This is a genomic window from Arthrobacter sp. NPDC056727, assembly GCF_042790555.1.
Taxonomy (GTDB): domain Bacteria; phylum Actinomycetota; class Actinomycetes; order Actinomycetales; family Micrococcaceae; genus Arthrobacter.
Map to the genome: position 1 here is coordinate 1 of NZ_JBHTZA010000028.1, position 24,666 is coordinate 24,666.

Sequence of the window (24,666 nt, forward strand, 5' to 3'; positions counted from 1 at the left end):
TCCTTCGACTTTTCCTGCCGGAACCCGTCCAGGTCCTCCTCGGAAAGCCGGCCTTCCATGAACGCCCGGGCGTACATGCCCGGGGACGCGTGGCCCTGGAAGAACACCTGGTCCCCGCCGCCGGGAGCGTCCTTGCCGCGGAAGAAGTGGTTGAACCCGACCTCGTACAGGGTCGCGGCGCCGGCGTAGGTGGAGATGTGCCCGCCGACCCCGATCTCGGGCCGCTGCGCCCGGTGCACCATCACCGCGGCGTTCCAGCGCATGTACGCCCGGTACCGGCGCTCGAACTCCTCGTTGCCCGGGAACTGCGCTTCCTGGTCCACCGGGATCGTGTTCACATAATCCGTGGTGGTCACCATCGGAACCCCGACGCTCTGCGCGCCGGCACGCTGCAGGAGACTGCGCATGATGTATTGGGCACGCTCCGTGCCCTGTTCCCTGATCAGCGCATCCAGGGACTCAACCCACTCGGCGGTCTCTTCCGGATCACGATCAGGCAGCTGGTTAGTCAACCCGCTGAGGATATGGGAGGTATCTTCTCCTGCAGCCACGTCCAACCTCTCTTTGCGCGCATTCATCGGCGCACTCAGGTCCGGCAGGGTAGCTGCCCGGCGTGAACGCGTCGTGTGCGTCATATCGGTTACAACAGCCCGGTCATGTGCGCCGGGCAGGGTTCTATCTCGTGTGTATGACTGCCTAATTGTCCGGGGCGGTCGCCCCTCTAGGCATAGTTGTCAACAGTCACTGTAGCTCCGACGGCCTGCCGATGCGTAGCCGCACCTGAACCCCCTGCCCTATTTGACCGTCATACTTGTTGTGTGAAGCACAATAAGCCGCACCGCGGCGCACGTAGCTTGAAGCCCGGGCCCAAAGGGTGTTGGCTTGGAGTAATCGAAATCACTATGCATAGGAGGAACACGTGAGCGAGGCCGACGCCGCCACTTCGGTAAATGTGGCGGAAAAATTGGGTTTCAAGGACGGGGATCTGATTCAGGAGTTCGGTTACGACGACGACGTCGATCTCGACTTGCGTGATGACATAGAGGACCTGACGGGGTCAGAGCTCCTGGATGAGGATGATCACGACGTCGTCGACGCCGTGATTTTCTGGTGGCGCGACGGCGACGGCGACCTCGTGGACACGCTGGTCGACTCGCTCACCACCCTCACCGAAGGCGGAGTGGTGTGGGTCCTCACACCCAAGTCCGGCCGTGCCGGATATGTTTCGCCCTCCGATATCCAGGACGCCGCGCCCACCGCCGGGCTGCACTGCACCACCTCAGCGGGCGTTTCCAAGGACTGGAGCGCCACGCGCCTGGTGACCAGGAAGAACAAGTGACCGGACAGGCCGCCGTCGCATCAGTAGATCTGGCGGGAGTGCCCGCGGCAGGGCAGCAGGCGCCGGATTTCACCCTGGTTAACCAGTTCGGCGAACCCGTCCGGCTCTCCGACTTCCGCGGACGCAACGTGGTGGTGGTTTTCTACCCCTTCGCGTTTTCCGGCATCTGCACCGGCGAACTGTGTGAGATCCGGGACAACCTCGCCGTCTTCGAGCATGCCGACGCCGAGGTGCTGGCTGTCTCGGTGGACAGCAAGTTTTCCCTCCGCGCCTATGCCGAGCAGGAGGGCTACGGCTTCAGCCTGCTGGCCGACTTCTGGCCCCACGGCGCGGTCGCAGAACAATACGGCGTGTTCGACGCCGAAACCGGCATGGCACGGCGGGGAACGTTCATTATCGACGCCGCCGGAATGGTCCGGTACGTCGTGGTGAATCCGCGGGGCCAGGCCCGTGACCTCGCCGAATACCGCCGCGTGCTGGCAGAACTGGCCCAGGCCTAGGCGTCAGGGCCGGCCCATGGACCAGCGGCGGACAGGCATCGGCCTGACAGGCTTCGCCAGTCTGCCTCCCGCCCAGCGCGCCGAGTCATCCATCGGGGACCTCGTTGTGCTGGGCGGGATCCGTGACCTGCTGGCCGGCCTGCCGCTGGCGCTTCTGACCGGTGCCGGACTAAGTACCGACTCTGGCATCCCGGACTACCGCGGGCCGGATTCGCCTCCGCGCTCACCCATGACCTATCAGGAGTTCGTCGCTGATGCTGCCAACAGGCAGCGCTACTGGGCGCGCAACCACATCGGCTGGTCCCACCTGAGGCGGGCCAGCCCCAATGCCGGCCATGCCGCCGTCGCCGTCCTCGAACAGCGCGGACTCCTGACCGGACTGATCACCCAGAACGTGGACAGGCTCCACGAGGACGCCGGCAGTGTTAACGTGGTGGACCTGCACGGACGTTTTGACCAGGTGATCTGCCTGGAGTGCCGCCGCACGTACTCAAGGCAACTGCTTGCCAAGGTTCTGGAAGAGCTGAATCCGGACTTCCTTGACCATGCCATGAAGTCCGGCCTTGTTGAGATGGCGCCGGACGCAGATGCCACTGTCGAGGACCTGCGCCTCATCCGGAGCTTCACGGTTGCCTGCTGCCCCGCGTGCGGCGGCGTCCTGAAGCCGGACTTTGTGTACTTTGGTGAAAACGTCCCCAAGGAGCGCGTGGAACGTGCCTACGCCATGGTGGATGAGGCCGGCGCCCTGCTTGTTGCCGGTTCCTCACTCAGCGTCATGAGCGGACTGCGGTTTGTCCGTCATGCCGCCAAGCAGGGAAAACCCGTGGTGATCGTCAACCGTGGCCAGACACGCGGCGACGACCTCGCCACGATCAAACTTGAAGCCGGCGTCGGCGAGTCCCTCGCCTGGCTGGCAGAAGAATTGCCGGCGCCGTCCGCAGGCACGCCCGATTAGCGTTTGCTGGCACTGTTCAGGTAGAGTCTATGTTCGTTGGTTGGAGCGCTTCGGTGCGAAAACCCGTCATTTGGGTCTTTAGCTCAGCTGGTAGAGCGCCACGTTTACACCGTGGATGTCATCGGTTCGATCCCGGTAGGACCCACCACGAAAACCCCGTTTGGCCATGGCTTTGAGCTTGGTCGGGCGGGGTTTTGTGTTTCCGGCGCATCCCGAAGCGGCCGCTGTGCCCGTGCCGCAATCCTCTCCGGAAAATGTCTGAGCCCGGCCGTAGCCTGCGGGCATGGAACACGTACTTGTGAGGACTGCTGCCGACGGGCAGCCGGGGGCCGTCATCCGCGGCGGCCAGGAGTGGACCGTGGGCGCGGAACCGCTCCGGTGGTTTGAACGCGTCAGCTGGTGGGAGGCGGAGCGCCGGATGCCGCTGGGACTCAGCCGCGTGGACGTCGAGGTGTGGCGGCTGCAGGCCAGGCTTGGGCGGAATGCCGGATCGGCGCTGACCACCATGGAGATCATCCGCGACGGACTTGGCGGCGGGTGGCGGCTGCGGAGCGCCGTGGCGGATGCGGCCTGAGAACGGGGGATCGCGAAAACTGGACCAGTTCGCGAAGCTGGTTAGCCCCGGGAATTGGATAAGCCTTCCACCGCGACTATTGGGGGATGCCGCGGTGGAAGGCTTGACATTGAATATACCGTGAACTTTCGGAAACACGAAACCATTAACAGCAGTGGCGCTCCGAAGTGGCGGGGCGCCGCTCTCCGTTCGCCGGCGGTTGAATCCAACTGGCCTTCATCAGCCGCCAACCAGCCAGTATGATGGTAGGTGTTCAGTTGACTGGACGGTATTGGCATCGTCGCCGGGATTCGTGCGCGATGCAACCTGACGACCCCCGCTGTCCGAGCGCGTATCGAAAAGGAGAATCATGGCCGATTCCCGCACCCCCAAAGCCAGTGACGGACTGGGCAGCGCGTCCCCGGCGCCGGCCGTGACGCGGGCTGCCGCCGTCCTGGAGTCGCTTGCGGCGTCCGCCACTGGGCGGCTCACGCTTAGCGACCTCGCCCGGGACCTCGGAATCCCCAAATCCTCCACCTCCAACCTCCTGCTGGCCCTCGAGGAGGCCAGGCTCATCAGCAGGCAGGGCGCCGAATACACACTGGGGCGCAAGCTCGTGGAGTTGGGCGCCGCCTACCTGAGCCGGCTGGACGAGGTCCAGGAGTTCTACCGTTTCTGCGAGCAGGCGCCCACGTTGTCCGGGGAAACCGTGCGCATCGCCATGCTGGACGGCACCAACGTCATCTACCTGGCACGCTACGAGGGCCACCCGGCCGTCCGGCTGACCTCCAATATCGGCGACAAGATGCCGGTCTCCCTGTGCGCCGTGGGCAAGGCCCTGATCGCCAGGCTTCATGACCACGACATTGATGCGATGTTCGCGGACGACGAAGAGCTCCCTGTGTTGACGCCCAAGTCACTGCGCACGGGCGCGGAGCTGAAAGCCCAACTGGAGCAGATCCGCGAGCAGGGCTACGCGTTTGAAGACGAGGAATCCACCACGGGCGTGGTGTGCCTTGCCGTGACTGTACCCACCCATGGCGCGCACGGCCCCAGCCTCGGCCTGTCTGTTACCGCGCTGAAGGCGACGTACTCGCAGGAGCAGGGCGCGCAGATGGTCAAGGAGCTGAACGAGCTGGCGAGATCCCTTGGTAACCCCATGGGCTAGGCGAATATTGCGGCACTATTGGCGAGTCGTTCAACATGTTGTACTCTGTTCAACATAGTGATCGACGCAACAGTGTTGTCACTACTCACCAGGCCAACGGGGGCCTGGTGTCTTTGAGGGAGTGCTAGTGACAACTCGTACTGATTCACCGCTGGCTGATGCGGACGGCGCCGTCGTCGAACCGGAACAGCTGCGGAGGGCAACGCTTGCCAGCTCCGTAGGCTCCGCTTTGGAGTACTACGACTTTTACATCTACGGCCTGGCGTCGGCGCTCATCTTCGGGCCGCTGTTCTTCAAGCCGCTCGGCGATGAGGGTGCGCTGATCGCATCCTTCGCCACGTACGGCGTAGGCTTCGCTGCCCGGCCCTTCGGCGGGATCGTCTTCGGTTACATCGGAGACCGGTTCGGCCGGAAAATGGTGCTGATCCTGACCATTGGCCTGATGGGAGCGGCAAGCTTCGCGATCGGCCTGCTGCCGACCTTCGAGCAGGCAGGAATGCTGGGCGCGGTGCTCCTGGTGATCCTCCGGATCGTCCAGGGCCTCGGTGCCGGCGCGGAGCAGGCCGGCGCTACGACGCTGATCTCGGAAGTGGCCCCGCCCCGCCGTCGTGGTTTCTTCGCTTCCCTGCCGTTCGTGGGAATCCAGCTGGGCACCCTCCTGGGTGCCGGCACATTCGCACTCATCGCAACCGCCAACAAGGCCGTCCTGGAGGGCTGGCTCTGGCGTGTGCCCTTCCTGGCCAGCGTGATCCTCATCGCGATTGCGGTCTTCATCCGCCTGCGCCTCAAGGAAACCCCGGTGTTCCAGGAGCTGGAGAAGCACAAGAACGTCGTCAAGAACCCGGTGGGGCAGCTTTGGAAGCACTCCAAGAAGAACGTCCTGGTGGGCATCGGCCTGCGCATGGGTGAGAACGGAAACTCATCCATCTACTCGGCGCTGCTGGTTGCATTCCTGGCAGCCCCGGCGGGTGTTTTTCCCGGTGACAAATTCATCGGCCCGGTCGGTCTCCTGATCGCTGCCGGCTTCGCCGCCCTAATGGTGGTCACCTTCGGTGCGCTGTCCGACCGCTTTGGCCGCGTTCCGGTCTACCGCTACGGGGCCCTGTTCCAGGCCGTCATCGCCTTCCCGGCCTTCTACCTGGTGACGCTGGGCAACGTCACGCTGGTATGGATGGTCATGGTGGTTGGCATTGCCCTCGGCGTGCAGTCCATGCTGGGACCGCAGTGCCCCCTGCTGCCCGAACTGTTCGGGTCCCAGTACCGCTTCACCGGTGTTGCCATGGCCCGCGAACTCTCCGCCGTGCTGGCCGGCGGCCTGGTTCCGCTGGTGGGGGCGGCCCTGCTGGCGGCCACCGGCTACTCGTGGCTGGTCCTGGCGATCTACTCACTGGTCCTCGCACTGATCTCCTTCGTGAGCACCTTCTTCACGCCGGAAACCAAGGGCCGTGACCTGGTCGACATCGCGGACGCCCGCTAGCAGGCACTCTTCCAGAAGCCACACAGCGCGAACGTACACTTGCGGCCCCTCCCGACAACAAGGGAGGGGCCGCAAGTGTACGTTCGCGCTCCGGTTTGGGGGCGCAACAGGAGAGCCGGGCAACCCTGGGGTGCCCGGCTCTCCGGTGTTGGCTCTGCAGCGTTCGCGCGGCAGGCGGTTTGGTGGAACGTTTAGTAGAAGTGCACCGTGTCCACGAGGTGGGGGAGTTCGCCGCCGTCGAGGAACGTCCTGAGGTTGCTGCAGAAACGCTCTGCGATCAGTCGGTTCTCGGCTGCGCTCAGGGCCGAGGTGTGCGGCGACACCATAACGCGGGGGTGGTTCCAGAGCGGGCTGTCCTGCGGCAGCGGTTCGACGGCGAACACGTCCAGGCAGGCGTAGGCCACCTGGCCGTTCTCCAGCGCCTCGAGCAGCGCGTCCTCGTCCACCACGGTTCCGCGGCCCACGTTCACGAACACCGTGCCGGGCTTCATCGCCGCGAACACCTCGCGACTGAAGAGCTTCTCCGTGTACGGGGTTCCCGGCAGCGTGTTCACGACGGCGTCAGCCGAGGAGAGCAGGCCGGCCAGGCCGCTGTTGTCCACGACTTCCTCGATGCCGTCGATCGGCTCGACGGAGCGCTTGGTTCCGCTGACCTTCATGCCGAGTGCGCGGGCGATGCGGGCGGTTTCCAGCCCGATTTCGCCAAGTCCCGTGACCACCAGGGTGGACCCGTTCACCAGCTTGGTGGGTATCCGCAGCTCCGGCCACACCTTTGCGGCCTGGTCCTGGGCCAGCTCCGCGGTGCGCTTGAAGCCGTTGAGGATGCCCAGTGCCGCAAACTCCGCGAGGGGCAGTGCGTGCACGCCGGCGGACGTGGTCACCTTGAACTTGTTCAGGGTCCCGGCGTCGAGCCCGGAGGCCTTGACTGCTCCGCCGGCCCCTGCCGCCATCGCGTGGATCCACTGCAGACGCGGGTTTTCCTTCGCGATCCGCGCCAGGCCAGCCGGGCTCTCGTTCGGAAAGCCGTACAGCACATCGGCCTTGCCCAGCATCTCCCAGTAGCGCTCTTCCTGCTCGGGCGTGCGCTTGAAGTCGGGGTCGCCGGCATGGTCTGCCGGGAACCGCTCGGGCGGCAGCAGGTCGGGTTCGTAGAGAACGGTCACGGAGGGATCTACGGCGCGGATGCGTTCCACGAACTCGGCTTCGAGCGGGACGGCGATCGCGACGGTGGTTTCAGTCGTCATGCTGTTCATCATACTGAATGGGGGCTAGAATACTGAACAGATTTCGACGGATTAACCAATCTTTGACCACAACGAAGTGAGGCGCATTGCAGATGGATAGACCGAAGGCAGGCTTCGTGGGCCTGGGCCTGATGGGGGCGCCGATGGCGGCGAACCTGGTGAAGAAGGGCTGGGCCGTAGCAGCGTGGAACCGCTCGCCGGGCGCGCTCGAGGAATTCCGTAAACTCGGCGGATCGCCCGCTGACAGTGTTGAACAGCTCAGGGACGAGCCGGTCATCGTCTTCATGCTGCCGGACCTCGCCTTCATCGAGGACGCTGCTACGGGGCTGCTTTCGAGCTGGCAATCGTCTCCACCGGCTCCCGGCACGGCTGTAGTGGTCATGAGCAGCGTTTCCCCTGCCGCGGTCAGGGCCTTCGGGCAAAAGGTCCAGGAAGCCAGTGCAGGCAACGCCGCGGTGGTGGACGCGCCCGTCAGCGGCGGGACGAAGGGAGCCATGGACGGCACCCTGGCCATCATGGCCGGCGCGGACGATGAGGCCGACTTCCGCCGCCTGCTTCCGCTCTTCGATGCCATGGGCACCACCGTCAGGCTCCTGGGGCCGCTCGGCGCAGGATCGCTGGCCAAGGCCTGCAACCAGCTGGTGGTGGGAACCACGACGGCGGCACTCGCCGAAGCCGCCGAGCTCGCCGAGCGCTCGGGCGTCGATGTTGCGGCCCTCTACGAGGTCCTGTCCGGCGGCCTCGCCGGAAGCCGGGTACTGGATCAGGTGGGCCCGCGGATTGTCCGGAAGGACTACGCCCCCACCGGCCCGGCGAAGTTCATGCACAAGGATCTGTCCTTCGTGGTGGAGTCGGCCGACGCTACGGGGGCTGCCGTTCCGATGGCGCGGGCCGGCATCGAGCTTTATGCCGAACTGAAGCGGCAGGGCCTGGGCGACCAGGACCTGGCCGTTGTGCGGCAAACCATTTCCAACCTCAGCAGACCCGGCGCCATGAGCGCCGCAGACGGGACCGTTTCATGACTTCACTTTTTGATTTGACCGGGCGGGTTGCCTTGGTGACTGGTTCGAGCCGGGGGATTGGTAACGCGTTGGCGCGGGGTTTGGCTGATGCGGGGGCGACGGTGGTGTTGAACGGTGTTAATCCGGAGCGGTTGAAGGCGGCGGAGGCGGTGATGGCTGCTGATTACGCGCCGGGCCGGGTGCACAGTGTGGCGTTTGATGTCACCGATGATGCCGCGGCCGCGGCCGGTGTGGCGTGGGTGGAGGAGCATGTGGGTCCTTTGGAGGTCCTGGTGAACAATGCCGGGATCCAGCACCGGGTGCCGATGCTGGAGCTGGATGTCGCGGACTGGGAGCGGGTGATCTCCACGGACCTGACCAGTGCGTTCCTGGTGGGGCGGGCGGCGGCCCGGCGCATGATTGGCCGCGGTCACGGGAAGATCATCAATATCTGTTCGGTGCAGACGGACCTGGCCCGGCCCACGATCGCCCCGTATGTGGCGGCGAAGGGCGGGTTGCGGAACCTGACCCGGGCGATGACCGCGGAGTGGGCGGGGTCGGGGCTGCAGATCAACGGGATCGCGCCGGGGTACATCCATACCGAGATGACGCAGAACCTGGTGGACGATGAGCAGTTTAATTCCTGGATCCTGGGCCGGACCCCGGCGGCGCGGTGGGGCACGGTGCAGGATTTGGCGGGCCCGGCGGTGTGGCTGGCCTCGGCGGGGTCTGATTTCGTGAACGGGCAGACGATCTTTATCGACGGCGGAATGACGGTGGTGGTCTGATGACACGCACAACAGAAACAGCGGCGGCAGTGGAAACGGCGCTTCCGGTGTCGGGTCCGGCGGTGGTCGCGCACGGCAAGGGGGACCTGCGGATCGATGAGCTCCCGGTCAGGGAGCCGGCCGCTGATGAGGCGGTGGTGGAGGTCCTGTACGGGGGGATTTGCGGGTCGGACCTGCATTACTGGCTGCACGGCGCGGCGGGGGAGTCGATCCTGAAGGCCCCGCTGGTGCTGGGCCATGAGATTTCAGGCCGGGTCGTCAAGGCCGCGTCCAATGGGTCCGGGCCGGCTGCGGGGACGCCGGTGGCGGTGCACCCGGCCACCCCGGGACCCGGTGACGGGACGGTGAAGTACCCGCAGGAGCGGCCGAACCTGTCCCCGGGGTGCACGTACCTGGGCTCCGCGGCGCGGTTCCCGCACACGGACGGGGCGTTCAGCCGGTACGTGAACCTGCCGGTCCGGATGCTCCGTGCCCTGCCCGGAACCCTGGACCTGCGGACCGCGGCGCTGATCGAACCGGCGTCTGTGGCGTGGCATGCGGTGTTCCGGGCCGGGGACGTGGCCGGCAAAACGGCCCTCGTGATCGGGTCCGGCCCGATCGGGGCGCTGACCGTGGCTGTGCTCAAGCGTGCCGGGGCGGGCCGGATCGTCGCGGTCGACATGCACGCCAAGCCGCTGGAGATCGCCACGGCGGTGGGCGCGGACGAGGTCCTCAACGCCGCCGACACCGACGCGATCGCCGCGGTTCAGGCCGACGTCGTGATCGAATCCTCCGGCAACCACCACGGCCTGGCCTCCGCCATCACCGGTGCGGGCCGGGGCGGGACCGTGGTCATGGTCGGGCTGCTGCCCACCGGGCCCCAGCCGGTCCTGATCTCCCTGGCCATCACCCGCGAACTGGACCTCAAGGGCTCGTTCCGGTTCAACGACGAAATCGACGAGGTCATCACCGCCCTCGCCGACGGATCCCTGCACATTGACCCGGTCATCACCCACGACTACCCCGTCACCGACGCCCTCGAAGCGTTCGACACCGCCCGCAACTCCGCCCAATCCGGCAAAGTCCTCCTCAACTTCGGAGGGTGAAAGTACGGGCTACGCGGACTGCGCCCGCCGCTGCAGCGGAACGAAGACCCTCGGCTGCTCAACCCACACCGGCTCCATTTCCGAGATGGTGCGGCGCATGATCCTGCTGGACGCCTCACGGGCCTCCGATGCGTGGCCGTCGAAGATGGCTTCGGCCACGTCAAGGTGCCACTGCAGCGTGAGGTCCCTGGGGCGGTCCGGCATGAGGCCGTGCACAGTGCGGCCGGTGAGGGTTTCGGCCACCTGGCCCACAAGGTTGGCGAACATCTCGTTGCCGGAGCCGCTGAGCAGCAGGGAGTGGAACTGGATGTCCAGCTCCAGGAAGCGGGGCACATCGCCGGCCTGGCCGGCGTCGCGCATGGCCAGGGCAACGTCCAGCAGCTCCTGCCGCAGCTCCTGCGGCGCATTGGCCGCCGCGAGTTCGGCGGCCACGGGCTCGACGGCGGAGCGGAGTTCCGCGAGGGAACGCAGCTGGGCGCCGCGCCCGTCCCCGGCCAGCCGCCACCGGATCACGAGCGGGTCGAACGGGTTCCAGCGGTGCGCGGGCAGGACCTTGATGCCGACGCGTTTGGTGGTCTCCACCAGTCCCAGTGACTGCAGCACGCGGACAGCTTCGCGGATCACGGACCGGGATACCTGCAGTTCGTCCTCCAGCTGCTCCGCCAGCATTACGTGTCCTGGCGGGAGGCTGCCGTCGACGATTCTGGTACCCAGGTGCTCGACGGCACGGTGGTGGAGGCTGGTTGACATAGTGGTAAGCATAATCGGGCCGGGAGGCTTTGTTGCCCCGCACCCAGGCACCCTGGACGCGGCCGGAGCGGCGCATCATAGACTCGTTATGGCGCGATCGGCGTCCAAGGAGTGGTCACACGCTTTCGCCCTCGACCGCGAATATATATGCTTTATTCACAACCTGCTTTTCTGAAGTGGGTTCCGCAGCCCATGCGGGACCCACTGCACACTCGTTGCACACACTGAATTGGAGTTTTTGATGTCAGCACACATCGGTGTCACCGGCCTCGCGGTGATGGGTGCCAACCTGGCCCGCAACCTTGCCCGCAACGGCTTCACGGTTGCCCTGCACAACCGCTCGGTCGGCAAGACCGACGCCCTGCTCGAAAAGCACGGCCACGAGGGCGACTTCGTCCGGACCGAATCCCTTGAGGAACTGGTCAACTCGCTCGAAAAGCCCCGCCGCGTCCTGATCATGGTCAAGGCAGGCGCTCCCGTTGACGCCGTCGTCGACCAGCTGGTTCCGCTCCTGGAAGAGGGCGACATCGTCATCGACGCCGGCAACTCGCACTACGAGGACACCCGCCGCCGCGAGGCTGCGCTGGCCGGCAAGGGCCTGCACTTCGTAGGCGTCGGTGTTTCCGGCGGTGAGGAAGGGGCCCTCAACGGCCCGTCCATCATGCCCGGCGGTTCCAAGGAGTCCTACAAGGCCCTGGGCCCGCTGCTGGAGAAGATCTCCGCCAAGGTCGACGGCGAACCCTGCTGCGCCTGGGTCGGTACCGACGGTGCCGGCCACTTCGTGAAGATGGTCCACAACGGCATCGAATACGCCGACATGCAGGTCATCGGCGAAGCCTTCGACCTCCTTCGCTCCGGCGCCGGCATCGAGCCCGCCGAGCAGTCCAAGATCTTCGCTGAATGGAACAAGGGCGACCTCTCCTCCTTCCTGATCGAAATCTCCGCTGAAGTCCTGGGCCACGTGGACGCCAAGACCGGCAAGCCGTTTGTCGACGTCGTGGTGGACGCCGCCGGCCAGAAGGGCACCGGCCGCTGGACGGTTATCTCCGCACTGGAACTGGGCTCGCCGGTTTCCGGCATCGCCGAATCGGTGTTCGCCCGCGCACTGTCCTCCCAGTCCGAGCAGCGCAAGCTGGGCCAGGAGCTGCTGGCCGGCAACGAGGCCACCGTGGAGATCCCCGAGACCTTCGTCGAGGACGTCCGCCAGGCACTGTACGCTTCCAAGCTGGTCTCCTACGCCCAGGGCCTGGACATGCTGACGTCCGCTGCCAAGGAATACGGCTGGGACCTCAAGCTGGACGAGATTGCATCCCTGTGGCGCGCCGGCTGCATCATCCGCGCCGAGCTGCTCAAGGACATCACCAAGGCCTACGCTGCCGACGAAAAGCCGGCCAACCTGCTGTTCGCTCCGGCGTTCACCAAGGCCATCGCCGAGGCCCTGCCGGCATGGCGCCGTGTGGTTGCCGTCGCCGTCCAGCTGGGCATCCCGGTTCCGGTCTTCTCGTCGTCGCTGGCTTACTACGATGGCCTGCGCCGCAAGCGCGTCGCCGCTGCCCTGATCCAGGGCCAGCGCGACCTCTTCGGTGCCCACACCTACGGACGCGTCGACGCCGAAGGCACGTTCCACACCCTGTGGGGCGAGGACAAGTCCGAGGTCGAGGCAGTGGACACCCACTAGCCACACCCTCCCTGTAGCGCAGGAACGGCCGGCCCTCCCGGATACTCTGGGGGTGCCGGCCGTTCGTGTGTCCGGCCGTCTTTCACGACGACGCCGATCCGTCCCCGGGAGTGCCGAATGTCCCAGCCTGTTGTGATTGTCACCGGAGCCTCCACAGGGATCGGATTCGAGTCGGCCAAGCTGCTGAGCGCCAACGGGTTCACGGTCTACGCCGGTGCCAGGCGGGTGGACAGGATGGAGCCGCTCAGGGCGCAGGGGATCAGGGTCCTGCCGCTGGATGTCACGGACGAGGGCTCCATGCGGGGCCTGGTGGCCACGGTGGTCCGCGAGCAGGGCCGGATCGATGTCCTGGTGAACAATGCCGGCTTCGGCTCGTTCGGTGCGCTGGAGGAGATGGAGCTGTCTGAGGGCCGGCGGCAGTTCGACGTGAACGTCTTCGGCCTGGCGCGGATGACGCAGCTGGTCCTGCCCGCGATGCGTGCCGCCGGGCGGGGCAGGATCATCAACATCTCCTCCATCGGAGGCAAGTTCTATGAGCCGCTGGGCACGTGGTACCACGCCACCAAGTTCGCGGTGGAGGGCCTGAGCGATTCGCTGCGCCTGGAACTGAAGCCGCACGGGATCGGCGTGGCCATCATCGAACCCGCCAGCACTGTCACGGAGTGGGGGCGGATTGCCGCCGAGGGGCTGCTGGCCAGCTCAGCCGGCGGACCGTACGCGGCCCAGGCCAGGGAGATGGCGGCGGTGCTGGCATCCACGGGGAGGCTGGAAACGTCCACCCGGCCCGACGTCGTCGCAGGAGCGGTGCTTCAGGCGGCCACGGCGGTGCGCCCCCGGACGCGGTACCCGGTGGGCAGGGGCGCCGGCGCCATCACGGCGCTGCGGCGCTTCCTGCCCGACCGGGTCTATGACCTGGCGGTGACGGCGGTGCTGAAACGCATCGCCCGCTGAGGTCCAGGCCTCAGGCCGTCAGATCCGGTACTCGATGTAATACTCTGCCGGGTCCACAGCTGGCTTGGTCTCCCGCTGCGCATCGCGGTGCCGCCAGCTTGCCGGGATGCCAGTGATGATGGACTCGGGCGGAGCGTCCTTAACCACGACGGCGTTCGCCCCCACGGCGCTGTCGTTGCCGATGATGATCGGGCCCAGGATTTTGGCGCCCGCCCCGATCGTGACGCGGTCCCCGATGGTGGGGTGGCGCTTGACCTTGGCGAGGGAGCGGCCGCCGAGGGTGACGCCATGGTAGATCATGACGTCCTCGCCGATCTCGGCGGTTTCGCCGATGACCACGCCCATGCCGTGGTCGATGAAGAAGCGTCGTCCGATGGTGGCGCCGGGATGGATCTCGATGCCGGTCAGGAAGCGTGTCAGCTGCGAGATGAGCCGCGCGGGGAACCGCGTGGCCGGGTTTTGCCACAGCTTGTGCGTCAGGCGGTGTGCCCAGATGGCGTGCAGCCCGGAGTAGGCGAAAAAGTTCTCAAAAGAACCTCGAGCCGCCGGGTCGTGTGACCGGGCGGCGTCGAGGTCTTCCTTAAGTCTTGCGAAGAAACCCACAAAGATCTTTCTACAGGAAACGGAAAGCGGCTGGCTAAGGCCTAGCCCCGGATGTCGTCATAGAGCACGGTGGAGATGTAACGCTCACCGAAGTCACAGACGACCGCCACGATCAGCTTGCCGGCGTTCTCCGGGCGCTTGGCCAGTTCGAGGGCGCCCCAAACGATGGCGCCGGAGGAGATGCCGCCCAGGATGCCTTCCTTGATGCCGAGTTCGCGGGCCACAGCCACGGAGTCCTCCAGGGTGGCGTCCAGGACCTCGTCGTAGACGTTGGTGTCCAGGAGTTCCGGGATGAAGTTGGCGCCGAGGCCCTGGATCTTGTGCGGGCCGGGGGCGCCGCCGTTGAGGATCGGGGAGTCCTTGGGTTCCACGGCCACGATCTGGACGTCCGGGTTGCGCTCCTTGAGGACCTGGCCGACGCCGGTGATGGTGCCGCCGGTGCCGATGCCGGAGACAAAGATGTCAACCTTGCCGTCGGTGTCCGCCCAGACCTCCTCAGCGGTGGTCTTGCGGTGGATCTCCGGGTTGGCTTCGTTGGCGAACTGCTGGGCCCAGATGGAGTTTTCGGTGTTGGCCACAATCTCCTGGGCCTTTTCCACGGCACCGCGCATGCCTTCGGAGCCCGGGGTCAGGACGATCTCGGCACCGAAGGCGCGGAGCATGACGCGGCGCTCGGTGGACATGGTTTCCGGCATGGTCAGGATGACCTTGTAGCCGCGGGCTGCGCCCACCATGGCCAGGGCGATGCCGGTGTTGCCGGAGGTGCCTTCGACGATGGTTCCGCCGGGCTTCAGTGCGCCGGACTTTTCAGCAGCGTCGATGATTGCGACGCCGATGCGGTCCTTGACGCTGTTGGCCGGGTTGTAGAACTCAAGCTTGACCGCAACGGTGGCGTCCAGGCCCTCGGTCAGGCGGTTGAGCTTGACCAGTGGGGTGCCGCCCACCAGCTGTGTTACATCGTCGTAGATCCGTGCCATGTGTACTTGCGCCTATCTCTCAGGAGGGAATACTTTGGCCAGCCTAACGATGGGGTAAGCGCCCCTGCTACGCATTAAGCCATGCAGAGTAATATTTCCGCGCCTTGGCCAGCTTCGGGTTAATGATGACCTGGCAATACCCCTGCTCCGGGAACTTGGCGTAGTAGTTCTGGTGAATGTTCTCTGCCGGATAGAAAACCGGGAGCCGGCTGACCTCGGTCACAATCGGCCGGGACCACAGCGGCTGGTTCCGTTCGATCGCCTCCTCGAAGAGGATCTTTTCCTCGGTGGTCTCATAGAACATCGACGAGCGGTACTGTGTGCCGACGTCGTATCCCTGCCGGTTGAGCGTGGTGGGGTCGTGCAGGGCGAAGAACATGTCCAGGATGACCTCGGCGGGGATGACATCCTCATCGAACGTCACGGCGACCACCTCCGCGTGCCCCGTGGTGCCGGAGCAGACCGAGTAGTAGTCGGGGTGGCGTTCGTGGCCGCCGGTGTATCCCGAAACCACCGACGTGACGCCCTTCGTTTTCTGGTAGACGGCGTCCAGGCACCAGAAGCAGCCCCCGCCAAGCACAAAAGTTTTCATGTCCTCTTCAATGGTTCACGCGCGCCAATGATTCCCGCAGCCCACCTTAGAGTCATGAGCCGGGCAGAGTCATGTAGAAAATCAGGGGCCGGCGCCGACTGTAGGGTAAAAATATGAGTATGGAACCTGTGAACAGCGACGTTGCAGCGGAACCGGAAGAAGCTCCCGACGCCGCCGAGTCACCCGCAGCTGCAACCCTGGGGCAGCTCATGCTGGCCGTGGAGGAACTCTGGCCGGAGTCGCTTGCAGAGTCATGGGACGAAGTGGGCCTCGTTGCCGGCCATCCGTCCGCTGACGTCACACGCGTCATGTTCGCCGTGGATCCCACTCTCGAGGTCATCGACGAGGCCATCGAATGGGGCGCGGAACTGCTCATCACCCATCACCCGCTGCTCCTCAAAGGCGTCACCTCGGTTGCCGCCAACACCCCCAAGGGCAGGGCCGTCCACCGCCTGATCGAATCCGGCACGGCGCTGCTGACGGTCCACACCAACGGCGACTCCGCCGTGGGCGGGGTTTCCGACGTCCTGGCCGATGCCCTCGGCCTGCAGAACGTATCGCCGCTGACCCCAGCAGCCGACGGCCTTCCGGAGGAGGGCATCGGGCGCGTCGGGGATCTCGGCGAGTCAATGACCCTGGGCGATTTTGCCGCGCGGGTGTTCGGCATCCTGCCGTCCGTGGCAGGCGGGGTGCGGGTATCCGGGGACAAGGACGGCCTGGTGCAGCGGGTTGCCGTCTGCGGCGGGGCAGGCGATTCCCTCTTCGACGAGGTGCGGGCGAGCAACGCCGACCTGTATGTCACCGCTGACCTGCGCCACCACCCGGCGTCGGAAGCCCGGGAGGCAGCTGCAAACGGCCGTCCCTACCTCATCGACGTCTCGCACTTTGCCAGCGAATGGCTGTGGCTGCCGGCAGCGGCCGAAGCGCTGGGCAACGTGCTCACAGACCAGGGCCTCGACGTCGAGATCCGCGTCAGCACCACCAACAGCGACCCGTGGGACTTCATACTGACTCCCGGCTAAGCCTGGCGTGCGAAGTCCGTCGCAGGGCCCACACGTGCGAGGGCCCACGCCGAGCGCAGCGAGGTTTGGGAGCCGGTTGGGATGCGTAGCGAGGCTGGGGAGCGCGTTAGGCGCTAGAGTCTAGAAAACCCCACAGGGGTGCCGGCCGGCGGCCGGATGGGATCAAGCGGAGGTAAAACGTGGCCAAGGCAGCACCGGCGGAACAATTGAAGTTGCTCGAGCTCCAGGGCCTGGACGCCCGGCTGAAGTCACTGTCCAACCGCCGCCGCGGCCTTGAAACCGATCCCCGGATCACCGACCTCGAGGCCGCCCTCAACGTAGCCAACGGGGAGTTGGGCGCCGCGAAGCTCGCCGTGCACGACGCCGAAGCGGAGCTGAAGCGTGCCGAGGCAGATGTGGAGCAGGTGGCAACGCGGATCGAAAAGGACGAGGCCAGGCTCAACAGCGGCACCGGCCTGTCCAAGGACCTCGTAGCACTGCAGAAGGACATAGCCTCGCTCAACAAGCGCCGTTCAGACCTGGAGGACGTCGAACTGGAGGTCCTCGAGCGCCTGGACGTCCTGCGTGAACGGCAGGCCGCCCAGCAGAGCATCGTGGACGACATCCAGGGCTCGTTTGGCGGGATCCGGGCCGAGCTCGACGCCGCCCTGGCCGAGGTTGGGGCAGAGGAGAATGAGGTGGCCGGCAAGCGGACGGACTTCGCCGCAGGGCTGGACACCGGAATGCTTGCGGTCTACGAGAAGACGCTGGCCAAGCGCGGAGTGGGCGCGGCGCGGCTCTTCCACGGCACCTCCGAAGGGTCCGGCATGCAGCTTAGCCCCGGTGACCTGGCCGAGATCAAGGCCGCCGCCGAGGACGAGATCGTGTTCTGCCCGGACTCCGGCTGCATCCTGGTGCGCTCCGCCGAGTGGGTGTGACCGCTGCACCCAGCTAGTTGGGCAGGATGATGTTGAGGGCGTGGGCCTTGCGCGCCGTCCCCGGAACCAGTTCGGCCGGCCACTTTTCGGCCGCGGCCTTCCGCAGCTGCTCCGGCGTCTCCGGGGCCTTGCCGCGCCGGGACAGCAGGTGCCGCGCCAGCTCGCCCCGGGTGTGCTTGGCAAAATGGCTGACCACCTTGCGTGCGCCGTTCACCTCCGTGAACACGTTGACCGTCACGGTGCGTGCCGGCGGGGGAGCCCAGGCGGCAGCGTAGGTGCTGGAGCGGCAATCGACCAGCAGGTGGCCTTCGGCCACACCGCCGAGGGCGTCGGTCAGCTGGGGTTTCCAGAACGAGGCAAGGCGTCCGACGTCGGGCAGTGCCGTTGACATGGACAGCCGGTAGGCGGGCACGGAGTCGGCGAACCTGATGGCGCCCCACAGCGCCGAGATGACCAGCACCGACCCATCGGCCCGGCGCCGCTGCGCCGGCGTCATCGACTTATAGCCGAGTGCGTCGTACAGCACCCCCGAATACACCTGGTGTGCCGGCGCCGCCGGTTCGGCGTGGAGCCGGGTATTACGCTCGACGTCGTCCTTGAGTGACGCTCCGACGCCCAGCAGGGCGAGGGCATCCTCGTGCGCACTGACTGTTCCCAGCGCGTCAAGCACCTTTGCCCGGTAAGTGTTCAGCACGGGGAAACTCAACGAATCCCAGTCCATGGCGTCGCCGTGGACAGCCGGAGTCTTGCCTTCGGAAGGGGGGAGCAGAATCAGCACCGTACGATCTTACCGGCCGGCTCCGCCCCTCCCGGCCGGGCGGATGTGCCATCAGCCGCTGGAACGGCCCACATGGCGGCCCAGGAAGTCCAGCACGTCCGGCAGGACGGACCGCCAGTAGGGCGCGTCGTGCCCGCCGGGCTCAAAGCCTCCCTCCACCCGGCCGGGGAGTCCCGACCGGTAATCGCGCACTGCCGGGGCCAAGTCATCCTCGCTGCCGCAGTCGATCCGCTTAGGAATCGCCGCCAGCCGCGGCCGCAGCGCGAAAACGTTGTTCGCCCCGAAATCGGCCGGGCCGTCGAAGGCGCCCTGCATCCCCGCGTCGTAGCTGGACCAGACGGCCGGGCTCATGGCCGCAACGGCGCGAAGCCCGGACACCCTGCCCAGCGACGCCAGCAGGAGGGCACCGAACCCTCCCATCGACGTGCCGAAGAGGCCCACCCTTCCAAGATCGAATCCCTGCTCGGCCAGGAACGGCAGGAACTCCAGCACCAGCATCGACTGGGTGTCGCTGCCGTCGGCGCGGGCGTGCCACCAGGTGTTGCCGCCGTCCACGGCGGCAACACCAAAGGGAGTGCCGCCGTCGTCGAGGTGGCGCTGCAGGGCCTGGTCCGCCGCGAGGTCGTGCAGCAGCACCTCGCTGCTGCCACCGCGCCCGTGCAGGAAGACTGCCACCGGCAGCAACTGGCCGGCCTGCTCCGGAAGCGGCACGGCCAGGGACCAGTGCGTTGTCACCGACGGACGGAAGCGGGACACAAACGCCCCGGTCCGGGTGGACACGGTGGAAGGCCGCACGGCGGACGGGGGAGGCGTCGGGATGCCCGGCGTCGTTGCGGGGCGTGTCGCGTCGGGGACCGGAACCGGTGGAGTTGGGGGACGGGCGGTGCAGGCTGAGGACGCGGTCAGTCCGGCAGCGACACCTGCCAGCTGCAGCATGCGCCGCCGTGGAAAGGGCGGCCGCGGAAAAGACGACTGATCCATTTTCCGATCCTAAGCCCGGGGAACCGGCGTGCGCGGCGCGGGTACTTCGGGAAAGCCCGTAAACTGGACTGCGGATGGGTTGACCAGGCGGCCGCGCGCCACGCAAGTGGCTCGAGGAACGTCCGGGCTCCACAGGGCAGGGTGGTGGGTAACACCCACTCGGGGTAACCCGCAGGCCAGTGCCACAGAAAACAGACCGCCTGCATCGCGCCGATTTGAAAGCGGCACGAAGCAGGTAAGGGTGAAACGGCGGTGTAAGAGACCACCAGCTTTCCGGGTGACCGGAAAGGCTAGGTAAACCCCACCCGGAGCAAGGCCAGACAGGGCACGTTTGAGGGCTGCCCGCCCGAGTGCCCGGGTAGGCCGCTGGAGGGCGTCGGCAACGGCGCTCGTAGATGGATGGCCGCTACTCCCGCGCCGGCAACGGCTCGGGAGCACAGAACCCGGCGTACCGGTCAACCCATCCACTTGGCTGTGTGAGTGATTTCACGGGCGGACGGCCGTTTCAGGTGCCCGGGCCACCCTAGAATGGATGGTGAACGTAGAAGTTCTTCCGCCGGAGCTGCGTTCGCAGCCGGCGGTTTTTCTTTGCACGTCCAACGGCATCCGGGGTGGACCGAAACCCCGCCGGTGCCAGCTTGCCCTGGATAACTTCCAGTGGCCGCCATCCGGTTTACGAGGACGTAGCCGGTTGAACCAAGGAAGGTAGTTCTGTGAGCCAGACGTCAGATTCTTGTCTTGATACGTGGATGAGCCGAGAGGCGCTCGCCGAGGCCATGATCCCGGTTATCGGCCGGCTGTACCGTGAAAACAACGTGGTTACCTCCATCCACGGCCGCAGCCTGATCAACAAGTCCACCATGAACATCCTGAAGGCGCACCGCTTTGCGCGCCGGATGAGCAAGGATGAGCTGCTCCTTGAGGAGACGGCGCCGCTGCTGAACACGCTGGCACAGCTGGACCTTGGTGCCGCTGCCATCGACATTGCCCGCCTGAACCAGAAGTTCAAGTCCGACGGCGGCGACCTGACTCTGGAGGAATTCCTCCGCGCCGAGCTGGCTGAGATTGTGGGCAAGCGGGGCGCCGACGAGCGCACCAGCACCGACGTCGTGCTCTACGGCTTCGGCCGGATCGGCCGCCTGCTGGCGCGCCTGCTCATCGAAAAGGCCGGCGGCGGCCACGGCCTGCGCCTGCGCGCCATCGTGGTCCGGCGCGGCTCGGACAACGACCTGACCAAGCGCGCCAGCCTGCTGCGCCGCGACTCGGTGCACGGCTCCTTCGAGGGAACCATCCGGGTGGACACCGAGGCCAACACCATCACGGCCAACGGCGTCCGGATCCAGGTCATCTACTCGGACAACCCCGCCACCATCGACTACACCGCATACGGCATCAACAACGCCCTGGTGGTGGACAACACCGGCCGCTGGCGCGACGCCGAAGGCCTCGGCCAGCACCTGCTGAGCAAGGGCGTGGCCAAGGTCCTGCTGACCGCGCCGGGCAAGGGCGACCTGAAGAACATCGTGCACGGCATCAACCACCGCGACATCACTGATTCGGACAAGATCGTGACGGCCGCATCCTGCACCACCAACGCCATCACCCCGGTGCTGAAGGCGCTGAACGACAAGTACGGCGTCATCCACGGCCACGTGGAAACCGTCCACTCCTTCACGAACGACCAGAACCTGATCGACAACTTCCACAAGGGCGACCGCCGCGGACGCTCCGCCGCGCTGAACATGGTGATCACCGAGACCGGTGCCGCCAAGGCCGTGGCCAAGGCACTGCCGGAACTGCAGGGCAAGCTCAGCGGCAGCTCCATCCGCGTCCCCACCCCGGACGTGTCGCTGGCCGTGCTGAACCTGAACCTGGAACGCGGCACCACCAAGGACGAGGTCAACAACTACCTGCGCGAGATGTCCCTGCACTCGGACCTGCGCAAGCAGATCGACTACATCGACTCCCCGGAGGTCGTCTCCACCGACTTCGTGGGCTCCCGCCGTGCCGGCATCGTTGACGGCCTCGCCACCATCTCCAATGACAAGAACCTGGTTGTCTACGTCTGGTACGACAACGAGTTCGGCTACAGCTGCCAGGTGGTCCGCGTCATGGAGGAAATGGCCGGGGTCAACCCGCCGACCTTCCCGGCCAAGGACTCCGACAAGGATGCCGCCCCGGTCCTGGCCGTGGCTGCCTCTGTCTAACGGAACTTTTCGTCAGCCCCGCCCGCACAGCTGTGCCGGCGGGGCTGACCCATTCCCGGGAACTTCCCGGGCAATTCTCTGGAATCGGCCGGAAATCGGGGACAGACTTGTGTCATGGAACAGAACCCGACACTCCAGCATGAGACAACCCTGGAACACGCCCTCGATGTTGCAAAAGCCAACCAGAAAGAAGCCCAGCGGCTACTGGACGAGGCGCGCACTTCACATGCGGCAGGGGAAATCGGCGACGAAAGGGTGGCCCAGCTGGAGCGCCTCCTTGACCTCGCCAACACCGATCTTCATCGGGTCATGCGGGAGCAGTAGGCAACCCGCCCTCCACAGGGCACCTGTCCCCAACACTGTGGATACCCGCACAGCCACGGGTGGTTTGGCCTAGGCTCCTGGTTGTGGATCCACAACCTGCCCGAACCTGCCGGCGTCCCGGGACGCCGCCGTGAGCGTCAGCTGGGCCGCTTACCGGCGCTCACGCCGCCATTCCCGGCAGGCGTGGGCGTTGCTCGCCGTCGCTGCCGCTGCGGTGATCGCCGCCGCGGCATGGTTTTTTACGGCCGGCCAGTTCATCGCCGTCGAACCTGCCGTGTCCGGACCCACCGAGGCGCCGGTGTTTGACGCCGCCTGGATGAAGCCCGTGACGCCCCCGCACGCGGTGCCCCGGGGTGGCGCGGCCGCTGCCCTGGAAGCGCTGGCCGTGAAGGGCAGGGCGTCCGGCAGCGACTATGACCGCTCGGCCTTCGGCCAGGCCTGGCAGGACGCAGACCACAACGGCTGCGACACACGCAACGACATCCTGCGCCGCGACCTTCGCGACGTTGCGTTCACCAAGGGATCCATGTGCAAAGTTGCCTCCGGCGCCATGCATGAGCCGTATGTGGGGCTGGCGGTCAGGTTCGTCCGCGGCGCAGGGTCCAGCAAGGACGTGCAGATCGACCACGTCGTGGCACTGGGCGACGCCTGGCAGAAAGGTGCCCAGCAACTGACGCCGGCGCAGCGGCAGAACCTGGCCAACGACCCCCTCAACCTGATTGCCGCGGACGGGGACGCCAACCAGGAGAAGAGCGCGTCGGATGCTGCCACCTGGTTGCCCAAGAACAAGGCGCTCCGGTGCCACTATGTGGCGCGGCAGATTTCGGTGAAGGCAGCGTACGGACTCTGGGTCACCCAGCCGGAGAAGGACGCAATGGCCCGCGTGCTGGATTCGTGCCCGCAGCAGCAGACGGTGGTGCCGTGGTAGGGGAAAGCGCCGGGGTCAGTGGCCAAACGGGTCCGGGTCCACGCCGGGCATCCAGGTCAGCCCGGGGACGCCCCAGCCGCTCTTCTTGGCCTGCTTCATCGCCTTGCGGGAGTACCTGTCGATGAGGCGGTTGACGTACAGCTTGCCGTCCAGGTGGTCGTACTCGTGCTGGATAATGCGGGCGAACCAGCCGGTGGCCTCGAAGTCCACCGGATTTCCGTGCCCGTCAAATCCCTGGACGCGCACCCACTCGGCGCGCTTGAGCGGATACTGCTCGCCGGGGAAGGAGAGGCAGCCTTCCACTTCCTCGTCCGGATCCGGCAGCGCTCCGGACACTTTGGAGAGGGTCAGCACGGGATTGACCACCACGCCGGCCGGGGGAGCGCCGTCCTCGTTCTCGTACTTGTATACGAAGATCCGCTTGCCCACGCCGATCTGCGGCGCGGCCAGCCCGACGCCGTTTGCCAAGTCGTTCGTTTCGAACATGTCGGCAATCAGCTGGCGAAGCCCGTCGTCGAACTCCTCCACTTCGGTGGCCCGGCGGTGCAGCACCGGCTCACCCCAGATGGTGATGGGCAGAACGGTCATGTCGAGAGATTCCTTCGGCGCTTTGCCGGGCGGCAGCCGGCAGGGGGTGAAACGGGTGAAAAGCAACAAAGGCCGCACCGGGTAACCGGTACGGCCTTTGTTGCTGGCCGGCAAGGAATTGCCGGCCTCGGTGCGGGTGAGCGACGGGGGTTGAACCCGCGACCTCCTGGACCACAACCAGGCGCTCTGCCAACTGAGCTACGCCCACCATGTGCCCTGCAGACTCTCCGGTTTTCCGGGCCGTCTGAAAAGGCAACGAGAAATAGTGTACCTGCTGCAGGAGCCCGCTTTTGCCACTTTTGGCTGTTTCGGCAAAATTTCCCTCAAATGTGGCGCAGATTACTTTCCCGGCTGCTGCGCCGCGGGCGGCGGAACGCTTTCCTCCGCCTGCTGGTCAACGGCGGAGGGGGACGCCGAGATCCGCTGGGAGATCTTCTGGGCCGTGGCGCTGTCCGGTCCCGGTGCGGCCACGAAAACCGCTTCCCGGTAATAGCGGAGCTCGTCGATGGAATCCTTGATGTCGCCGAGGGCGCGGTGGCCGCCGAGCTTCGCCGGCGCCTGGAAGTAGGCCCGCGCATACCAGCGCCGGGCCAGCTCCTTAATGGTGCTGACGTCGATGATGCGGTAGTGCAGGTGCTCCACCACCGAGGGCATGTCCCTGGCAAGGAACACCCGGTCCGTTCCCACCGAGTTGCCGGCCAGGGGCGCCTTGCGGGGGTCCGGAACCCATTTGCGGATGTAGTCCAGCACTAGGGCCTCTGCTTCGGCCATCGTTTTGCCGGCCGGAAGCTCCTTCAGGAGGCCTGACCGGGTGTGCATGTCCCGGACGAAGTCGTTCATCTGGGCGAGCGCGGCGTCGTCCGGCTTGATCACCACGTCCACCCCGTCGCCGAGGATGTTGAGCTCGGAGTCGGTCACCAGGGCAGCGACCTCGATCAGGGCGTCGTTGACGCTGTCGAGGCCGGTCATTTCGCAGTCAATCCAGACGATGCGTTCGTTAGTAATAGGCACCTGTTCAGCCTACCGTTTAGCCGCGGGCAAGCCTTGGAGAGGCGCTCCGATGCTAATATTTCGGGTACGTGGCAACGGGTCATTGCGAGGCCGCGTCCCCGGCGCCGCCCCATTTGGCTGGCCGCTCAGCTTGGCTGCACCGGCTTGGATGCACACAGGTTGGCTGCATTGGGTTGGCTTTACACCGGCAGCACGCCCAAAAGAAACATGCCTAGAGAGAATAGGCGCAGAAGAGATTGGACGATCCTG

Annotated in this window: 25 protein-coding genes, 2 tRNA genes, 1 other RNA gene and 1 pseudogene; 18 read left to right on the top strand and 11 right to left on the bottom strand. The window is 66.0% G+C overall.

Annotation, left to right across the window (positions count from 1 at the left end; all coding sequences use genetic code 11):
- Positions 1 to 578 (bottom strand): annotated as a pseudogene (locus tag ACFRAH_RS20880) (pyruvate dehydrogenase (acetyl-transferring), homodimeric type); the annotation flags it as partial.
- 341 nt (positions 579 to 919) lie between these two features.
- Between ACFRAH_RS20880 and ACFRAH_RS20885 the strand changes: the two are divergent.
- The 7 genes from ACFRAH_RS20885 to ACFRAH_RS20915 all read left to right on the top strand — a co-directional run bounded on the left by ACFRAH_RS20885 (position 920) and on the right by ACFRAH_RS20915 (position 5,992).
- The gene (locus ACFRAH_RS20885; protein ID WP_236803745.1) at positions 920 to 1,339 is read left to right on the top strand and encodes a DUF3052 domain-containing protein; all 420 of its coding nucleotides are present in this window, start codon (positions 920 to 922) and stop codon (positions 1,337 to 1,339) included.
- On the top strand, positions 1,336 to 1,839 hold the full coding sequence (locus ACFRAH_RS20890) for a peroxiredoxin (RefSeq protein WP_377992826.1): 504 nt from the start codon (positions 1,336 to 1,338) through the stop codon (positions 1,837 to 1,839). Before ACFRAH_RS20885 ends, ACFRAH_RS20890 begins: the two co-directional genes overlap by 4 nt.
- 16 nt (positions 1,840 to 1,855) lie before the next feature.
- Positions 1,856 to 2,794, top strand: coding sequence for an NAD-dependent protein deacetylase (locus ACFRAH_RS20895; protein WP_377992827.1), 939 nt, complete (start codon positions 1,856 to 1,858; stop codon positions 2,792 to 2,794).
- A 72-nt stretch (positions 2,795 to 2,866) separates the two neighbouring features.
- Positions 2,867 to 2,942 (top strand) — tRNA-Val (locus tag ACFRAH_RS20900).
- A gap of 135 nt (positions 2,943 to 3,077) precedes the next feature.
- Positions 3,078 to 3,368, top strand: coding sequence for a hypothetical protein (locus ACFRAH_RS20905; protein ID WP_377992828.1), 291 nt, complete (start codon positions 3,078 to 3,080; stop codon positions 3,366 to 3,368).
- Positions 3,369 to 3,717: 349 nt separating this feature from the next.
- Positions 3,718 to 4,515, top strand: a complete 798-nt coding sequence (locus ACFRAH_RS20910) for an IclR family transcriptional regulator (protein WP_377992829.1) — start codon at positions 3,718 to 3,720, stop codon at positions 4,513 to 4,515.
- A 127-nt stretch (positions 4,516 to 4,642) separates the two neighbouring features.
- A complete protein-coding gene (locus tag ACFRAH_RS20915) occupies positions 4,643 to 5,992 on the top strand; it encodes an MFS transporter (protein ID WP_377992830.1) in 1,350 nt (449 codons plus the stop codon).
- Positions 5,993 to 6,183: 191 nt separating this feature from the next.
- On the opposite strand, the gene ACFRAH_RS20920 is transcribed toward ACFRAH_RS20915, so the two are convergent.
- Positions 6,184 to 7,248 (bottom strand): D-2-hydroxyacid dehydrogenase, encoded by a 1,065-nt coding sequence (locus ACFRAH_RS20920; RefSeq protein ID WP_377992831.1) that lies wholly within the window; start codon positions 7,246 to 7,248, stop codon positions 6,184 to 6,186.
- Between the two features lie 80 nt (positions 7,249 to 7,328).
- Here ACFRAH_RS20920 and ACFRAH_RS20925 point away from each other — a divergent pair, with 80 nt between their 5' ends.
- The 3 genes from ACFRAH_RS20925 to ACFRAH_RS20935 are packed head-to-tail and all read left to right on the top strand — an operon-like array spanning position 7,329 to position 10,110.
- Positions 7,329 to 8,258, top strand: a complete 930-nt coding sequence (locus tag ACFRAH_RS20925) for an NAD(P)-dependent oxidoreductase (protein ID WP_377992832.1) — start codon at positions 7,329 to 7,331, stop codon at positions 8,256 to 8,258.
- Positions 8,255 to 9,025: an SDR family oxidoreductase gene (locus tag ACFRAH_RS20930; RefSeq protein WP_377992833.1), complete on the top strand. Its 771-nt coding sequence runs from the start codon at positions 8,255 to 8,257 to the stop codon at positions 9,023 to 9,025. Before ACFRAH_RS20925 ends, ACFRAH_RS20930 begins: the two co-directional genes overlap by 4 nt.
- Entirely contained in the window at positions 9,025 to 10,110 is a 1,086-nt protein-coding gene (locus ACFRAH_RS20935; RefSeq protein WP_377992834.1) for an L-idonate 5-dehydrogenase, read from the top strand. The genes ACFRAH_RS20930 and ACFRAH_RS20935 overlap by 1 nt, the downstream gene beginning before the upstream one ends.
- Before the next feature lie 9 nt (positions 10,111 to 10,119).
- On the opposite strand, the gene ACFRAH_RS20940 is transcribed toward ACFRAH_RS20935, so the two are convergent.
- Positions 10,120 to 10,860 (bottom strand): FadR/GntR family transcriptional regulator, encoded by a 741-nt coding sequence (locus ACFRAH_RS20940; protein ID WP_377992835.1) that lies wholly within the window; start codon positions 10,858 to 10,860, stop codon positions 10,120 to 10,122.
- Between the two features lie 241 nt (positions 10,861 to 11,101).
- On the opposite strand from ACFRAH_RS20940, the gene gndA reads away from it, so the two are divergent.
- Together gndA and ACFRAH_RS20950 are read left to right on the top strand one after the other, a co-directional pair.
- Entirely contained in the window at positions 11,102 to 12,538 is a 1,437-nt protein-coding gene (gndA, locus tag ACFRAH_RS20945; RefSeq protein ID WP_377992836.1) for an NADP-dependent phosphogluconate dehydrogenase, read from the top strand.
- Between the two features lie 117 nt (positions 12,539 to 12,655).
- Positions 12,656 to 13,489, top strand: coding sequence for an oxidoreductase (locus tag ACFRAH_RS20950; protein WP_377992837.1), 834 nt, complete (start codon positions 12,656 to 12,658; stop codon positions 13,487 to 13,489).
- Between the two features lie 18 nt (positions 13,490 to 13,507).
- On the opposite strand, the gene epsC is transcribed toward ACFRAH_RS20950, so the two are convergent.
- The 3 genes from epsC to msrA all read right to left on the bottom strand — a co-directional run bounded on the left by epsC (position 13,508) and on the right by msrA (position 15,661).
- Positions 13,508 to 14,092, bottom strand: a complete 585-nt coding sequence (gene epsC / locus ACFRAH_RS20955) for a serine O-acetyltransferase EpsC (RefSeq protein WP_377992838.1) — start codon at positions 14,090 to 14,092, stop codon at positions 13,508 to 13,510.
- 41 nt (positions 14,093 to 14,133) lie between these two features.
- On the bottom strand, positions 14,134 to 15,069 hold the full coding sequence (gene cysK / locus ACFRAH_RS20960; protein WP_377992839.1) for a cysteine synthase A: 936 nt from the start codon (positions 15,067 to 15,069) through the stop codon (positions 14,134 to 14,136).
- A 67-nt stretch (positions 15,070 to 15,136) separates the two neighbouring features.
- Positions 15,137 to 15,661 (bottom strand): peptide-methionine (S)-S-oxide reductase MsrA, encoded by a 525-nt coding sequence (gene msrA, locus ACFRAH_RS20965; RefSeq protein ID WP_377992840.1) that lies wholly within the window; start codon positions 15,659 to 15,661, stop codon positions 15,137 to 15,139.
- Positions 15,662 to 15,780: 119 nt separating this feature from the next.
- Here msrA and ACFRAH_RS20970 point away from each other — a divergent pair, with 119 nt between their 5' ends.
- On the top strand, positions 15,781 to 16,683 hold the full coding sequence (locus tag ACFRAH_RS20970) for a Nif3-like dinuclear metal center hexameric protein (RefSeq protein ID WP_377992880.1): 903 nt from the start codon (positions 15,781 to 15,783) through the stop codon (positions 16,681 to 16,683).
- Positions 16,684 to 16,862: 179 nt separating this feature from the next.
- Positions 16,863 to 17,600: a zinc ribbon domain-containing protein gene (locus ACFRAH_RS20975; RefSeq protein ID WP_377992841.1), complete on the top strand. Its 738-nt coding sequence runs from the start codon at positions 16,863 to 16,865 to the stop codon at positions 17,598 to 17,600.
- Between the two features lie 13 nt (positions 17,601 to 17,613).
- Here the strand turns inward: ACFRAH_RS20975 and ACFRAH_RS20980 are convergent, their stop codons facing one another.
- Positions 17,614 to 18,378: a YaaA family protein gene (locus tag ACFRAH_RS20980; RefSeq protein WP_377992842.1), complete on the bottom strand. Its 765-nt coding sequence runs from the start codon at positions 18,376 to 18,378 to the stop codon at positions 17,614 to 17,616.
- A 51-nt stretch (positions 18,379 to 18,429) separates the two neighbouring features.
- The gene (locus ACFRAH_RS20985) at positions 18,430 to 19,359 is read right to left on the bottom strand and encodes an alpha/beta hydrolase (RefSeq protein WP_377992843.1); all 930 of its coding nucleotides are present in this window, start codon (positions 19,357 to 19,359) and stop codon (positions 18,430 to 18,432) included.
- Between the two features lie 75 nt (positions 19,360 to 19,434).
- Between ACFRAH_RS20985 and rnpB the strand changes: the two genes are divergently transcribed.
- The 4 genes from rnpB to ACFRAH_RS21005 all read left to right on the top strand — a co-directional run bounded on the left by rnpB (position 19,435) and on the right by ACFRAH_RS21005 (position 22,818).
- Positions 19,435 to 19,826, top strand: an RNA gene (gene rnpB / locus ACFRAH_RS20990) — RNase P RNA component class A.
- Positions 19,827 to 20,072: 246 nt separating this feature from the next.
- Entirely contained in the window at positions 20,073 to 21,566 is a 1,494-nt protein-coding gene (locus ACFRAH_RS20995; RefSeq protein WP_377992844.1) for a glyceraldehyde-3-phosphate dehydrogenase, read from the top strand.
- Between the two features lie 114 nt (positions 21,567 to 21,680).
- Positions 21,681 to 21,890 (top strand): hypothetical protein, encoded by a 210-nt coding sequence (locus tag ACFRAH_RS21000; protein ID WP_377992845.1) that lies wholly within the window; start codon positions 21,681 to 21,683, stop codon positions 21,888 to 21,890.
- 130 nt (positions 21,891 to 22,020) lie between these two features.
- Positions 22,021 to 22,818: an HNH endonuclease family protein gene (locus ACFRAH_RS21005; protein WP_377992846.1), complete on the top strand. Its 798-nt coding sequence runs from the start codon at positions 22,021 to 22,023 to the stop codon at positions 22,816 to 22,818.
- Between the two features lie 15 nt (positions 22,819 to 22,833).
- On the opposite strand, the gene def is transcribed toward ACFRAH_RS21005, so the two are convergent.
- The 3 genes from def to orn all read right to left on the bottom strand — a co-directional run bounded on the left by def (position 22,834) and on the right by orn (position 24,375).
- Positions 22,834 to 23,406: a peptide deformylase gene (gene def / locus ACFRAH_RS21010; RefSeq protein ID WP_377992847.1), complete on the bottom strand. Its 573-nt coding sequence runs from the start codon at positions 23,404 to 23,406 to the stop codon at positions 22,834 to 22,836.
- 135 nt (positions 23,407 to 23,541) lie between these two features.
- Positions 23,542 to 23,614, bottom strand: a tRNA-His gene (locus ACFRAH_RS21015).
- Positions 23,615 to 23,745: 131 nt separating this feature from the next.
- The gene (gene orn / locus ACFRAH_RS21020; protein WP_377992881.1) at positions 23,746 to 24,375 is read right to left on the bottom strand and encodes an oligoribonuclease; all 630 of its coding nucleotides are present in this window, start codon (positions 24,373 to 24,375) and stop codon (positions 23,746 to 23,748) included.
- Between the last annotated feature and the right edge of the window lie 291 nt (positions 24,376 to 24,666).

Coding starts and splice junctions, on each gene's coding strand:
- ACFRAH_RS20895 (WP_377992827.1), top strand. CDS start 1,856: ATGGACCAGCGGCGGACAGGCATCGGCCTGACAGGCTTCGCCAGTCTG.
- ACFRAH_RS20905 (WP_377992828.1), top strand. CDS start 3,078: ATGGAACACGTACTTGTGAGGACTGCTGCCGACGGGCAGCCGGGGGCC.
- ACFRAH_RS20910 (WP_377992829.1), top strand. CDS start 3,718: ATGGCCGATTCCCGCACCCCCAAAGCCAGTGACGGACTGGGCAGCGCG.
- ACFRAH_RS20920 (WP_377992831.1), bottom strand. CDS start 7,248: ATGATGAACAGCATGACGACTGAAACCACCGTCGCGATCGCCGTCCCG.
- ACFRAH_RS20925 (WP_377992832.1), top strand. CDS start 7,329: ATGGATAGACCGAAGGCAGGCTTCGTGGGCCTGGGCCTGATGGGGGCG.
- ACFRAH_RS20930 (WP_377992833.1), top strand. CDS start 8,255: ATGACTTCACTTTTTGATTTGACCGGGCGGGTTGCCTTGGTGACTGGT.
- ACFRAH_RS20935 (WP_377992834.1), top strand. CDS start 9,025: ATGACACGCACAACAGAAACAGCGGCGGCAGTGGAAACGGCGCTTCCG.
- ACFRAH_RS20940 (WP_377992835.1), bottom strand. CDS start 10,860: ATGTCAACCAGCCTCCACCACCGTGCCGTCGAGCACCTGGGTACCAGA.
- gndA (WP_377992836.1), top strand. CDS start 11,102: ATGTCAGCACACATCGGTGTCACCGGCCTCGCGGTGATGGGTGCCAAC.
- ACFRAH_RS20950 (WP_377992837.1), top strand. CDS start 12,656: ATGTCCCAGCCTGTTGTGATTGTCACCGGAGCCTCCACAGGGATCGGA.
- cysK (WP_377992839.1), bottom strand. CDS start 15,069: ATGGCACGGATCTACGACGATGTAACACAGCTGGTGGGCGGCACCCCA.
- msrA (WP_377992840.1), bottom strand. CDS start 15,661: ATGAAAACTTTTGTGCTTGGCGGGGGCTGCTTCTGGTGCCTGGACGCC.
- ACFRAH_RS20970 (WP_377992880.1), top strand. CDS start 15,781: ATGGAACCTGTGAACAGCGACGTTGCAGCGGAACCGGAAGAAGCTCCC.
- ACFRAH_RS20985 (WP_377992843.1), bottom strand. CDS start 19,359: ATGGATCAGTCGTCTTTTCCGCGGCCGCCCTTTCCACGGCGGCGCATG.
- ACFRAH_RS21000 (WP_377992845.1), top strand. CDS start 21,681: ATGGAACAGAACCCGACACTCCAGCATGAGACAACCCTGGAACACGCC.
- def (WP_377992847.1), bottom strand. CDS start 23,406: ATGACCGTTCTGCCCATCACCATCTGGGGTGAGCCGGTGCTGCACCGC.
- orn (WP_377992881.1), bottom strand. CDS start 24,375: ATGACCGGCCTCGACAGCGTCAACGACGCCCTGATCGAGGTCGCTGCC.